This is a genomic window from Pseudomonas fildesensis, from assembly GCF_001050345.1.
GTDB lineage: Bacteria > Pseudomonadota > Gammaproteobacteria > Pseudomonadales > Pseudomonadaceae > Aquipseudomonas > Aquipseudomonas fildesensis.
Map to the genome: position 1 here is coordinate 348,637 of NZ_LFMW01000004.1, position 12,181 is coordinate 360,817.

General features: G+C 59.7%; 10 protein-coding genes, 1 tRNA gene and 4 pseudogenes. 11 read left to right on the plus strand and 4 right to left on the minus strand.

The window, feature by feature from the left end:
* Positions 1 to 3: 3 nt before the first annotated feature.
* Complete coding sequence (gene queA / locus ACR52_RS08030; protein WP_048722810.1) at positions 4 to 1,068, minus strand: tRNA preQ1(34) S-adenosylmethionine ribosyltransferase-isomerase QueA; 1,065 nt, start codon at positions 1,066 to 1,068, stop codon at positions 4 to 6.
* Between the two features lie 108 nt (positions 1,069 to 1,176).
* On the opposite strand from queA, the gene ACR52_RS08035 reads away from it, so the two are divergent.
* A tRNA-Leu gene (locus ACR52_RS08035) sits at positions 1,177 to 1,261 on the plus strand.
* Positions 1,262 to 1,386: 125 nt separating this feature from the next.
* Positions 1,387 to 1,602 carry an Arm DNA-binding domain-containing protein gene (locus ACR52_RS08040; protein ID WP_048722811.1) on the plus strand — a complete coding sequence of 72 codons (216 nt, stop codon included), beginning with the start codon at positions 1,387 to 1,389 and terminating at the stop codon, positions 1,600 to 1,602.
* A 69-nt stretch (positions 1,603 to 1,671) separates the two neighbouring features.
* Here ACR52_RS08040 and ACR52_RS29230 read toward each other — a convergent pair whose 3' ends face one another.
* A complete protein-coding gene (locus tag ACR52_RS29230; RefSeq protein WP_082143115.1) occupies positions 1,672 to 1,848 on the minus strand; it encodes a DUF3606 domain-containing protein in 177 nt (58 codons plus the stop codon).
* A gap of 173 nt (positions 1,849 to 2,021) precedes the next feature.
* Between ACR52_RS29230 and ACR52_RS31170 the strand changes: the two are divergent.
* The 7 genes and pseudogenes from ACR52_RS31170 to ACR52_RS08070 form a co-directional block, all read left to right on the plus strand.
* Positions 2,022 to 2,382: pseudogene (locus ACR52_RS31170) on the plus strand (hypothetical protein).
* Entirely contained in the window at positions 2,315 to 2,560 is a 246-nt protein-coding gene (locus ACR52_RS08045; RefSeq protein WP_048722813.1) for a hypothetical protein, read from the plus strand. The pseudogene ACR52_RS31170 and the gene ACR52_RS08045 overlap by 68 nt, the downstream one beginning before the upstream one ends.
* 511 nt (positions 2,561 to 3,071) lie before the next feature.
* Positions 3,072 to 4,172: an ABC transporter substrate-binding protein gene (locus tag ACR52_RS08050; RefSeq protein WP_152687598.1), complete on the plus strand. Its 1,101-nt coding sequence runs from the start codon at positions 3,072 to 3,074 to the stop codon at positions 4,170 to 4,172.
* 31 nt (positions 4,173 to 4,203) lie between these two features.
* Positions 4,204 to 7,926 carry an ATP-binding protein gene (locus tag ACR52_RS08055; protein WP_048722818.1) on the plus strand — a complete coding sequence of 1,241 codons (3,723 nt, stop codon included), beginning with the start codon at positions 4,204 to 4,206 and terminating at the stop codon, positions 7,924 to 7,926.
* A gap of 446 nt (positions 7,927 to 8,372) precedes the next feature.
* Positions 8,373 to 8,702 carry a hypothetical protein gene (locus tag ACR52_RS08060; protein WP_048722820.1) on the plus strand — a complete coding sequence of 110 codons (330 nt, stop codon included), beginning with the start codon at positions 8,373 to 8,375 and terminating at the stop codon, positions 8,700 to 8,702.
* An 87-nt stretch (positions 8,703 to 8,789) separates the two neighbouring features.
* Positions 8,790 to 9,161, plus strand: a complete 372-nt coding sequence (locus ACR52_RS08065) for a PH domain-containing protein (RefSeq protein WP_048722821.1) — start codon at positions 8,790 to 8,792, stop codon at positions 9,159 to 9,161.
* Positions 9,162 to 9,506: 345 nt separating this feature from the next.
* Positions 9,507 to 10,268, plus strand: a pseudogene (locus ACR52_RS08070) (S-type pyocin domain-containing protein); the annotation flags it as partial.
* On the opposite strand, the pseudogene ACR52_RS30900 reads toward ACR52_RS08070, so the two are convergent.
* Positions 10,152 to 10,589: pseudogene (locus ACR52_RS30900) on the minus strand (two-component sensor histidine kinase); the annotation flags it as partial. The pseudogenes ACR52_RS08070 and ACR52_RS30900 overlap by 117 nt on opposite strands.
* Positions 10,587 to 11,204 (minus strand): annotated as a pseudogene (locus ACR52_RS08075) (response regulator); the annotation flags it as partial. The pseudogenes ACR52_RS08075 and ACR52_RS30900, both read right to left, overlap by 3 nt.
* A 147-nt stretch (positions 11,205 to 11,351) precedes the next feature.
* On the opposite strand from ACR52_RS08075, the gene ACR52_RS08080 reads away from it, so the two are divergent.
* A complete protein-coding gene (locus tag ACR52_RS08080; RefSeq protein ID WP_048722823.1) occupies positions 11,352 to 11,618 on the plus strand; it encodes a PepSY domain-containing protein in 267 nt (88 codons plus the stop codon).
* Positions 11,618 to 12,163 (plus strand): cytochrome b/b6 domain-containing protein, encoded by a 546-nt coding sequence (locus tag ACR52_RS08085; RefSeq protein WP_048722825.1) that lies wholly within the window; start codon positions 11,618 to 11,620, stop codon positions 12,161 to 12,163. Before ACR52_RS08080 ends, ACR52_RS08085 begins: the two co-directional genes overlap by 1 nt.
* Positions 12,164 to 12,181: the final 18 nt, after the last annotated feature.

The window sequence follows — 12,181 nt, forward strand, 5'->3', positions numbered from 1 at the left end:
GACTCATAGTTGTTCCTCAGGGGCCACTGTTTCAGGGGCAGTCGGCGCCGGATTACGCGTGATAAACATCGCATCACCGTAGCTGAAAAAACGGTATCCATTGTCGATGGCGGCTTGATAAGCGGCCATGGTTTCCGGATAACCGGCAAATGCCGACACCAGCATCAACAGCGTGGATTCCGGCAAATGGAAGTTGGTGACCAGGGCATCGACCACATGAAACGGCCGGCCCGGGAAGATAAAGATATCGGTGTCGCCACTGAACGGCTTGAGCACGCCATCGCGCGCCGCGCTTTCCAGGGAGCGCACGCTGGTGGTGCCCACTGCCACCACTCGCCCGCCGCGCGCCTTGCACGCCTCAACTGCGTCGACCACCTCCTGGCTGACTTCCAGCCATTCACTGTGCATATGGTGGTCTTCGATGTTATCCACACGCACCGGCTGAAACGTGCCGGCCCCCACGTGCAGGGTCACATAGGCGGTTTCGACGCCCTTGGCGGTAATCGCATCCAGCAGCAATTGGTCGAAATGCAGCCCGGCAGTCGGCGCTGCCACCGCACCGAGGCGCTGGGAGTAAACCGTCTGATAGCGCTCGCGGTCCGAGTCTTCGTCGGGGCGGTCTATATAAGGAGGCAACGGCATATGGCCGACGCGCTCCAGCAGCGGCAACACCTCCTCGGCAAACTTGAGCTCGAACAACGCATCATGGCGCGCAACCATCTCGGCTTCGCCAGCGCCGTCGATCAAGATCATCGAGCCCGGCTTCGGCGACTTGCTGGAGCGCACATGGGCCAGCACGCGGTGGCTGTCGAGCACCCGTTCCACCAGTATTTCCAGCTTGCCGCCGGAGGCTTTCTGGCCAAACAGTCGTGCCGGAATCACCCGGGTATTGTTGAAAACCATCAAATCGCCCGGGCGCAAATGCTCAAGCAAATCAGTGAATTGACGGTGTGCGAGGGCACCGCTCACCCCATCCAGGGTAAGCAGTCGACTGGCGCGACGCTCGGCCAAAGGGTGGCGAGCGATCAGCGAATCAGGGAGCTCAAAAGTAAAGTCAGCAACGCGCATGATGGGGTTCGTCTAGCAGGGCCGGGAAGTCTAGCGGAAATAGTCAAAATTGACCATGAAACGTGATTGACCAACGGTAATCTCATCTCTATACTTCGCCGCCATTGAGCCCTGATGGCGGAATTGGTAGACGCGGCGGATTCAAAATCCGTTTTCGAAAGGAGTGGGAGTTCGAGTCTCCCTCGGGGCACCATATAGCAGTATCTGAAAGTCTCTACCAGACTCTCAGCACCAGAGAAACCGGCCACTTGAGCCGGTTTTTTTGTGCCTGGCTATCTACCGTTGCATCCTCTTATCCGCTGTATCCCTGCGGCGCGCATGTCACTCGGCGTGTATCCGCATATCTCCTTGCAGGAAGCTCGTGAGCGAGCTGCCGAATGCCACAACCTACTCAAGCAAGGCGCCAACCCCGGCACCAAACGCCGCGATGACAAACTGCTACAGCAGGAGGCCGGGCTCAGCACCTTCAGGCGAGACGCGGAGTACGGGTACCAATTCAAAGCGGACTCCGGCCGCAGCAGCGCAACGCTGTAGCTCGGGCGATCCGCCGCGGCTGCCTATCGATGAAAAAGCGGAATACCTTACGATCCTCCGCTCAGGTAATCACTTGGTTAAATGCGCCCTTACTTTGTCAACCATTACGCCAACTTTCTGGACTGCGCCCTTGATCTTCTCCTTAGACACATTGAAGTGATCAGACCAGTAATTCAGCTCGTAAGGCTCATGCACATTGATTTTTGATGCATCCTGCGGGCGGCGCTTAGTGAGATCGTCCGACATTTTACTTCTCCTTTTGTGGTTGATATCAATGGCTGGGCACAGACGGACACTCCTCCGAGTGTGCGCCATGTTTCGACTCAAAGAAGCCCTACGCAACCGGCGCGCCAACAGATCAGCCTTGAGCTCGGTGATTACCGGATAGATGTGGTTGCGGCCTACATTGGAGGCAGAGCGTGACCAATCCCTTCGATATGGCACTGTTCCTGAACGGCGTGCTAAGCGGTTCGCAAGCCAGGCAGCAACGCCACCTACGGCAAGCCCGACTCATGCAAGCGGCCATTCAACAACGATGGCGCAGAAAGGTCATTGATTTCGGATTGACGTCACCTTTCCAACGAAGCGGATACGTTGAGACTATGCTCATCGCTACTGCAAGCAATGTATTGGTTTCAGTTGTCGGCCGCCAAGGAAAGGAGTCTGTATGTGCTTAGCTCTTCATGCCCGGTTCTATTATTGAAATGGCCGAATGAGCAGTCTGGTAACGCGTGTCAATCGGCGCACTTTGGTCATTGGCGATACTCCGTCAGTCCGTGAGAATTTCCGCGAGACTCTCGGTCTTGCCGCGCATGCCAAAAATGGCTTGGCGTCCGCTGAAGAAGCTTTGTTCGGCAGTGCCGCAGTGGCTTTCATCGACAACACCTCCCGGGATCCGGCCAGCGCTACAACCCTGCACGCCTCATCAGTTTCGCCCGCGATGTTGGCATTGGTATGACCGTCGAAGGCATAGAAACCAACGAACAGTTTGAATTTTTGAAAGCTCACCAGTGCGAGTAGGCCAAGGCTACTATTTTAGCAAGGCAGTAGACGGCCCGGCGTTTGCCACACTACTGAAGATTAATAGAGTGAACGCTGCACCTTATGAGTAATCCGAATCGAATCTTTACCCAGTGTTGGTTTCCACAGCTGCGCCCTGCAGCGGTTGAGATAAATATCCATTTGACCCCAACGGCAATCGCCACAAATGCATCACAAGTAAAGAGGGGCGCAGATCAACATTCACAGGGTGCGGGGTCCTGTAGGGGGGGATATTTCTACTGCATTTTTCAGCGACGCAAGCTTCTCTCTGGCGACTTGACCAAGTCAGCACCGGGTCAACGTTCCAGACTAACGAACGCAAAGTGCCGCAGGAATAACTGGGCAAGGTGGCTCATCTGATCGGTCCAGGCTGTCGGCAGGTGCAGGCGGAGTACTGGTGGTAAATCCCACGCACGATGGAGAACAGCATGAACACTAAACCGATCCACAAAATCTTGTGGCGCTTCGCCGGCTGCCTGACCGGGCTAGCGATGGTTGCCGCCAATCCAGCCCAAGCTGCCGACGGCGGCATCGCCGGCGGCCCTACAGCAAGCAATATCATTGCCTTCAGCAACTCCTACGCGGGCAGCGATTTTCGCAAGGTGATGGTGCGGAACTGGCAGGAGATTGCGCTCCAAGCGCAAAAGGATGGCTTGATCCGGGAGGCTCCGGTGGTCAGCGCCAATAACTCGGCGTCGGAACAAGCGGCCCATATCCAGGACATGATCGTCAAGGGAGTCAGCGCCATCGTCATCCTGGCCTCGTCCGACACGGCCCTCAACGGGGTGATCCGGGATGCCTGCAACGCCGGCATCGTGGTGGTCGTCATGGCCAGCCTGGTCACCGAACGCTGCGTCTATACAGTGGACTACAACTGGTCCGCCATGGGCCGCGTGGAAATGGACTATGTCGCCGAGCGCCTCAAGGGGAACGGAACGCTGCTAGAGATCCGCGGCATTGCCGGCGATGCCACCGATAAAAACATCAGCGACGGCATTCGCAAGGCCGCCGGCGACTATCCGGGTTTGAGGTTCGCCAAGACCGTGTACGGGAACTGGACGGCTTCCGTCGCACGCAAGGAGGTGGCGCTGGCGCTGCCGTCGCTGCCCAGCATTGATGCCGTCGCTACTCAGGGGGGCGACGGTTATGGCGCGGCCATGGCGTTCAAGGCGGCGGGACGCCCTTTGCCGATCATCGTGATGGGGAACCGTCAGGACGAACTCGCCCTGTGGAAACAGGAACGCGATGCCAATGGCTACGAGACCGTCTCGGTCTCCGCCTCCCCGAGCGTCTCCCAAGTGGGTTTCTGGGTGGCCCAGCAGATTCTGGCGGGCAAGCAGGTGCCAAAGTTCGTCGAGGTGCCGCTGGTACGCATCGATGCGAAAGACCTGGACGCCTGGCTCGCCACTATTCCCGTGGGCGGCGCCGCCAATCCTTTCTACAGCCAGGCTTCCGTTGCGGCGATGATCGACGCGGCCATCAACAATACCGCGCCGCCGGCGCCTTTGCCGGAGGTTATGACGCAGTAGTGGCGGGATGGGAGCGAGGATGCGAGGCGCTATGTTGACATTCAAACCAGCCAGGGACAGGCCCATTGCCGTCAAAATTGGCCTGGCGGTCGCCGCACTGGTGTTCCTGATGCTGGCGGTATCGCTAGTGAACCTCTACGGCCTGCGAGGCATGGTACGGGCAGTGGATTCTGCCAGCCATTCCGCGGAAATTCTGGCGTCGGTCAACGGGGCCACCGAGCGGGTGGAAAACTTCATCGCAACCCGCGACCAGGAAAGCCTGCTCCAGGCCGAAGGCATGGTGGCGACTGCTATCGCCGGCCTCACCGCCATTCCGGTGGCTGAGGCGGAATCGCTCAAGGGCAGTCTGGAGAGGCTCGCCGCGGCGATCGCCGCCTTGCGGGCGGCGACACTGACCATGGATGGCGAAACGGAGAACATGACCGCCCACTACGGCCGGATGCGAGAGGCGACGATCCTCGTCGAACAGGGCATCGCCGATGGGCTGAAGGGGCTTGATTCCCGCGCCACTGACCACGAAGCGCGGGTGAGCAACATCAAAAGCGCCCATCGCATCCTGGATATCCTCCGCAACGGCGAACGGATCCTCACCGCCAATGTGGCCAAGATGCTGGTGACCGGCGATGGGGCGGCCGCCACTGCAGCGCGGAACGCCTGCGCGGCACTCCCGCCCGTGGTCGAGCAATTGCGTGAGGTGATGGGGACGCCGCAGGAGGGAGAGACCCTGGACCAGTTGGCGACGGCAGTCGCTGCTGTCAGCCTGGCGGTCGAGCACCTTGGCGAGGCGCCCAAACACCGGGGAGATGAGGCTTTGCTGCATCTCGCCGCCGTCGCGGATGTGGCCGATCGCCTCGAGGCGATGCTGGATGAAGTGAACGAGAACGTTGCCCACGACGCAAACGACATTCAGGCAGAAACCGGTTTGCTGAACAATGCAGCCGCGTTGTCCAAGCGTTTCGCCGAGCGCGTTGCCACCCTGGAGGCACAGACCTTGTCGTTTCGCCTGTCACCGTCGGCCGAGGTCGCCGGCTCTGTCGGCGACATTCTGGACGAGCTCTCCCGTCTCGCGCGCGTTCTCCCTTCGACCGTGGGGCTGCAAGCCAAGGCTACGCCCTTGACTGTCAACGATCAGATTGCCGGCTACCGGGCGGCATTCGCCAGGTTCCATCAGGCGAGCAACTCGTTGAGCGGCGCGCGCGACCAAGTTCGCAACGAGGCACGGAGCGCCGGCCTGTTGGTTGCGCGCTTCGCTGGCGAAGCGCGCTCCGACGCCTTGGTCCACAATGATCGCGGCATGCTTGCGACGGTGGTCGCGGGTACCGTCGCCATCCTGCTGGCCGGCGCCATCGCCTGGAGCACGTCGCGGTTTGTCGCGCAGCCCATCGTGGCCCTGGCCTTGGTCATGCGCCGGCTTGCGGCCGGCGACCTGAACGCCGAGATCGCCAGCGCCGGACGCGGCGACGAGATTGGGATAATGACCCGCGCCGTACGGGTGTTCCAGGAGAACGCCCTGCGCATCCGGGTGCTGGAGGCCGAGGCCGAAGCTGAACGACAGCAAGTCCAGGGCTCTTTGGAAAGAATGGTCGCCGAACGGACCGACACGCTGCACCAGCAGACCGAAGCGCTGGAAGCGCAGGCCGTCGAACTCATTGAGGCGCGCAACCAGGCCGATACGGCTAACCAGGCAAAGAGCGATTTCGTTGCCACGGTCAGCCACGAACTGCGCACCCCTCTGACCCTCATTCTCGCCCCCCTGGAGCAGCTCTCGGCGGCGACCATCCCGCCGGCGGACTGGCGTGTGCAAATCGACCGCGCCCAACGCAACGCGCTGCGCTTGATGAACCGGGTGAACGACATCCTCGATTTTTCCAAGGCCGAAGCGGGCAAGTTTGAGTTGTTCCCGGCGCCAATTGACTTGAACAAGGCGGTTGGCGTGCTGGCCGAGGATGCCGCCATGGTGGCCAAGGGCAAAGGCTGCACGTTAACCTGCAGCATCGATCCCGCGCTCGGCACGGTTTTCCTGGACCCCCGACACTTCGAGAAAATTCTTCTCAACCTGGTGAGCAATGCCATCAAGTTCACGCCTGCTGGCGGCACTGTGCACCTGGCAGTAACTCCGCTTGATGGCGAGCGATTTGAACTCTCGGTGCAAGACTCGGGGATTGGCATTGCGCCAGACAAACTGCCGCTGCTGTTCCAGCGTTTTTCCCAGATCGACAATTCCGCCACGCGCCACTACAGCGGCACAGGCATCGGTCTTGCCCTGGTCAAGGATCTGGTCGAACTGATGGGGGGCGAAGTCGGCGTCAACAGCGAGCCCGGACGGGGGTCGTGCTTCTTTGTTCGACTTCCGCTGGGGGCTGAGCAAAACACCTTGCCGACCGAAGCCAGCAATATGCACGAGCTATCGTCACCGAGCACAACGAGCACAACCGAGCAGCGCCACCTGCGTTTCGACGACGGCCGCCATGGCAGCAGCAACGAACGAGCTTCGACGGAAGGCGCAGACGACGAGCAGCACCCGGAACACGCCTTGCAGTCCAGGGTGCTAGTGGTAGACGACAACCCGGAAATGCTTAGCTACCTCAGCGAACTTTTGCACAACGACTACATCGTCGCCACCGCAGCTGATGGAGAGCAGGCCTGGGCACTCCTGCAGCATCGACCAATCGATGTCGTCGTCTCGGATGTGATGATGCCGGAGCTCGACGGCTTTGGCCTGACAGCCAGAATCAAAGCCAGCGCCGGTTTCGCCCATTTACCCGTGATCCTGCTGACCGCCCGCGGCGGCAGCGAGGCCTGCGTTTCCGGGCTGGAGAGTGGCGCCGATGACTATATTGCCAAACCCTTCTCGCCGCTGGAGCTCAAGGCTCGCGTACGCGCGGCGATACGCATGAGCCAGGTGCAAACCGAACTGCATGCAAAATCCCGTCAGGCGGGCATGGCCGAAATCGCCACTACTGTGCTGCATAACGTCGGCAACGTCCTCAACAGCGTGAACGTATCGGCAGAACTGGTCAGCAGCCAGATGCGCACCTCCAAAGCCCAGGGGCTGGGCAAGGTGGCTCAGCTGATGAACGAACACGTCAATGACCTGAGCGACTTTCTCACCAGAGACCACAAAGGAAAGATGCTGCCCGGCTACCTGCTCAAGCTGGCGGAGGTGGTGACGGCAGAGCAACAGGGCATCATCGAAGAACTCGGGCGACTCACCAAGGGCGTTGACCACATCAAAACCATTGTCGCTGCCCAGCAGTCCTATGCCGTTGCCGTCAGTGTCGTCGAAACAGTGCCGGTCCCAGAGTTAATCGATGATGCTTTGCGCATGAGTGCCGGATCACTGGCGCGCCAGGAGGTGACGGTGGTCAAGGAGATTGCCGACTTGCCCCTGCTCTCGCTGGATCGGCACCGGGTGCTGCTGATTCTGGTGAACCTGATCAGCAACGCCAAGCAGGCGTTGGACGGCGTGGGCGATCGCAGCCCGTGCATCACGCTCGACGCCTCCCTCGCTGACGGATCAGTACTGCGTATTACGGTGACCGACAACGGCAATGGGATTGCGCCAGAGTCCCTGGCGCGTATCTTTTCGCATGGCTTCACTACTCGCAAAGACGGTCACGGTTTCGGCCTGCACAGCTGCGCGCTAGCCGCGCAGGAAATGGGTGGCAGCTTGACCGTGCACAGCGATGGGGCTGGACAGGGCGCAACCTTCACCCTCGATATCCCTCTTGATGCTCCGCAGAATAAGCGATAAACACCGAACCGGCACCCCCTACTGGTCGACGATATGCCCGCGATCTATGGGTATTTCCGCAGAATCCTCGCATCTCTGGTGCTCGAGCATCCCGATTTCAACGACGTCGAGGCGGCGCTGTTCGGCGACGCACCGCCAGGTGCGGCTGCTGCGTTCACTTGCGAGCTGTATTCGGCCTATCGGGACAGGAAGCGTTGGCCAAAGCGCAGCCCTCGCTGGAAGCGGGCTTGCCCTACGTGCCGGCTTCCATCCACACACGTCCTTATTGGAGGCAGGCAGGGTGTACCCTTTACGGTACAACCGAAGTGTACATACGTATAAAACCATGTTAATTATATAGTTATGCTATTACTCGAGTCTCGCTCGGGCACCATCTTAAAGAAAGACCTTGAAATTCAAGGTCTTTTTTTCGCCTGCCGGAAAGTGACAGTGGAGGTAGCGGGACCATGGAATTGATGCTTGAAGCGGCTGCGCTGTTCGCCCTGAAACTCGTGCATGAGACCGAGGATGGTAGCCCGTTGCTGCGCGACGATCTGGTGATGGATGGGTATGAGCGGGAAGTGTTTGGGCTGTTGGTGCGGCAGGGGGATTTGGCAGGGATTCTGGTCAAGCTCGATGAATGCATCGCCCAGGCATTAAGTGCGTTAGGCGGTGCCGATACTGTGCTGGGGCGTGAACTGCACAGGCTCGCACTGAATGCCCAACAAGCCTCTACGCTAGAGGAACTGAACGCCCCACTCGGCGCACTCAAGGACTACCTGAAAGCCATCCAGTAACGCGACCTGCTTTTTGCAGGAACACGCTTGCTCGCGATGGCCGCCAACGATAGCGCGCCCTCACTGACACCCCACAAGGACCGTCCCATGATCGACTTCAACAACAAAGGCTTCTTCAAACTCAAACAAAACAACGAATACGCCGAACGTGTAGCGTCCCTGCTGCTGGACGGCGAAGAAGTGGTCGACGCCTACAAAGCCATGCGCGACGGCGTGGTCTTCACCACCAAACGCATCATCGCCGTGAACGTGCAAGGCATCACCGGCAGCAAGAAAGACTTCACGTCGCTTCCGTACAAAAATATCGTGGCGTACTCGGTGGAAACGTCAGGCACGTTCGACCTGGACTCAGAGCTGGAAATCTACTTTTCGTCGCTCGGCAAAGTGAAATTCGAATTCACCGGCAAAACCTCAATCGTCGAAATCTCCCGACTGATTTCCAAGCACCTGCTGACCTGATTGGCGGACAAAAAAAGACCTTGCCGTCCCAAGGTCTTTTTACTGCCTATGCTGTTTCTCGGATTCTCAAGTCCGGTCGCCGGTCGCCGGTTGGTAGTGACGGAGGGAACGCTTGCTGCCTCAGAGGCGGCCAGATGAAAACCAGAGCAGTCCTACGTACCTGTAGGCTTTAGCCGCAGGACAAGACGTACTCACCGGCCACGGGTAGATGAGAGCGTTCCAGCCCGCTTTCGAATTCGTTGCAAACCAGCTGATTTTTCCCACATCCAGCATCGAACAAAGCCCATTTCACCCTCCGGCAGCCCCTCGTAGGCTCACTCCTTCGCACAAGGAAGTGAGCCGGTCATGTCAGAACGCTTTTATCCCATCACAGAAGAAGAACAACTCAAACGGCGAATCCTGACCCGGCAGCCGAAACCTGCCCCCTATTTCCCGCCTATCGAATTATTCGACCCTCCCCCTGCCCCAAAACCTGCTCCAGCCAAACCTGTTGGCTGCGTCTTCACCAAACCCTGCCAACTGCCCAACGGCATCATTCGCTACACCAGTCCTACCGGCTTTGTGCCGCTGGAGCTGATCAAGGATTACGGCCATTTCAGCCTGCTGGGCGGGCGCGAGGTGGACAGCCAGGGCGTTGTTGCATTGAGCAAGATCAGCGGCAGCGCCTTGCCTGTCGGGCTGGGTCAGTTGGCGTTGCGGTCGGCAGTACTGGAAGCGACGGCCGCAGCTGCCGGCACCATGGTGGGTGGTCTGCTGGCGGGTTTGGTGGCGCTGGTTTGGCCTTCGGAGTTGGGCGATAGCGCGCTCTACAGCGAGGAACAATTACGCTCCCTGCAACGGGCGCGCTCGCAGATGCGTTTGCATATCGAGCAGCGTGAGGACGGCACGCTCAAGGGGTATGGGTTTTACACGGGCAACCATGCCAGTTGGCAGATGATTGACGTAGTGCAGTTTCAAGTCCGTGGCGAACAGTTTGTGGCGGATCTGGGTGAGGGCGTGGAGCTGATCTGGACGCCTGCGATTGACCCGGGCAACACCCTTGGCATCCCCGCGTTGGAGGCTGCGCCGCAAGCGCCGGTGGTGTGGATCTATCCGCCGACGGAGAAGATCGGAGGGCAAAGGCTTGAGGTGCAGCGGTTGCAGGGTCTCGGTGTTACGTCCACGAATCGACAACACCATGGCGCGCAGGGGCTTTAGGCCCCAGCCGATGGTCAGCCAGATCAACAGCGCCAGCAGCGGCACACCGATCAACGTGGGCCACAGTGTGTGCCGAACGATGCGCTGGATCAGGTCCTGGCGAATGTCGTCGCGCTCGCCCACCCATATCAACAGGCCCTGCTGCGGGTCGGCGAGAAGGAAAGCGCACCAGTCGTTGCCATTGTCCATAAGGTCGTGGGAACCGAGGGTCGCCGGTGGCGCGTCGAGGATCAGTTCGGTGGAGAGTTTTTTGCGCAGGTTGTGGATAAGTACCTCCAGGGTGTTGCTCTCGACGCGGTCCTGCCAGCCTTACAGCGCGCGGGACAGGCGCTCACGCGTCACCACTTTGCCGGGGCGCACCATCAGTTGGTGCAGCAGTTGGTACTCCATCGGGGTGACGATGATGTCCTCGTCCTGATACCGCACTTGCTGGGTGGCCGGGTCGAGGCTGACGCCCGCATGTTCCAGCATCGGCTGTGCGCGGCCCTGGCTGCGGCGCAACAGCGCACGCACGCGCGCCTTGAGTTCTTCCACGTCGAACGGTTTGATCAGGTAGTCGTCAGCACCCGCATCCAGCCCGGCGATGCGCTCGGCGGTGCCGTCGCGGGCGGTGAGGATCAGCACCGGCAGGTCGTGCTGCTCGGCGCGTAGTTGCTGCAACAGGTCGAGGCCGTCAAGGCGTGGCAGGCCGAGGTCGAGCAACAGTAAATCGAAGGATTCGCTGCGCAGGGCGTGCAATGCGCTGAGGCCATCCTGCAGCCAATCCAGGGTGTAGCCTTCGGCGCCCAATGCCACGCGAATCCCCTGGCCGAGGGCACGATCATCTTCGACAAGGAGTAGGCGCATAGCAGAATCTCTGTAGGAAACGGCGGCATCATGCCGGGTTCTGTCGGGGGTTATTTCGGGAAAGATGTTACGGCTCGTTGCCAACTAAGGTTGCGCTAAGGTTGGTTTTGCACTGTGAAACCTCCCACATACGCTGAGAGCTTTTCCATGCGCAAAATTCTCCTGCTGTCCCTGATTATCGCAAGCCCCCTGGCCGTCGCCGGCCCGCAATGCACCACGGCTGAACGCTCGCAATGGCAAGACGAAAAGGCCTTCCAGGACAAGCTCAAGGCCGAAGGCTACGAGATCAGCAAGTTCAAGGTCACCGACGGCAACTGCTACGAAATCTACGGCTTCGATAAGGACAAGCGCAAGGTCGAGATCTACCACGACCCGGTTACCGGCAAGGCCGTGAAGACTGAGATCAAGGGCTGATGCCAGGCGAATCCCTGCGCCTGTGGGACCCGCTGGTGAGGCTTTTTCATCTGTCCATCGCCGGGGTCTTTGTCGCCAATTACTTCTTTAACGAAGCGGGCGATGACTGGCATGTCTGGCTGGGCTACTACGCCATGGGCTGGCTGCTGGTACGAACAGTGTGGGGATTCGTCGGCCCGCGCAGTGCGCGCTGGGCGGACTTTTGGCCTACACCGAATCGGCTAGGTGCCCACGTGCGCTCGCTGCTAAAGGGTCGTCCACTGCATCGCTTGGGCCATTCGCCCCTCGGTGCCTTAGTGATGCTGCTGATGTTGTTGGCACTAGTGGTGATCGGCGTCAGCGGCTTTTTGATGCAGGAAATCGATGCCTTATGGGGCGCCGATTGGCCGCTGCAAATCCACGAGACCGCGGCCAACGTGTTGCTGGGGCTGGTGTGTGTCCATGTGCTGGCAGCGGTGTATGAAAGTATTCAGGTGCGGGACAACCTGCCGTTATCGATGCTCACCGGTCGCAGGAAGCGCCTGCCGGATGAGCGTGCGCAGTAATCCCTTTACCGACAGGTT

Coding starts and splice junctions, on each gene's coding strand:
- ACR52_RS08050 (WP_152687598.1), top strand. CDS start 3,072: ATGAACACTAAACCGATCCACAAAATCTTGTGGCGCTTCGCCGGCTGC.
- ACR52_RS08065 (WP_048722821.1), top strand. CDS start 8,790: ATGATCGACTTCAACAACAAAGGCTTCTTCAAACTCAAACAAAACAAC.
- ACR52_RS29230 (WP_082143115.1), bottom strand. CDS start 1,848: ATGTCGGACGATCTCACTAAGCGCCGCCCGCAGGATGCATCAAAAATC.
- ACR52_RS08045 (WP_048722813.1), top strand. CDS start 2,315: ATGAGCAGTCTGGTAACGCGTGTCAATCGGCGCACTTTGGTCATTGGC.
- ACR52_RS08085 (WP_048722825.1), top strand. CDS start 11,618: ATGCCAGGCGAATCCCTGCGCCTGTGGGACCCGCTGGTGAGGCTTTTT.
- ACR52_RS08040 (WP_048722811.1), top strand. CDS start 1,387: ATGTCACTCGGCGTGTATCCGCATATCTCCTTGCAGGAAGCTCGTGAG.
- ACR52_RS08060 (WP_048722820.1), top strand. CDS start 8,373: ATGGAATTGATGCTTGAAGCGGCTGCGCTGTTCGCCCTGAAACTCGTG.
- ACR52_RS08080 (WP_048722823.1), top strand. CDS start 11,352: ATGCGCAAAATTCTCCTGCTGTCCCTGATTATCGCAAGCCCCCTGGCC.
- queA (WP_048722810.1), bottom strand. CDS start 1,068: ATGCGCGTTGCTGACTTTACTTTTGAGCTCCCTGATTCGCTGATCGCT.
- ACR52_RS08055 (WP_048722818.1), top strand. CDS start 4,204: ATGTTGACATTCAAACCAGCCAGGGACAGGCCCATTGCCGTCAAAATT.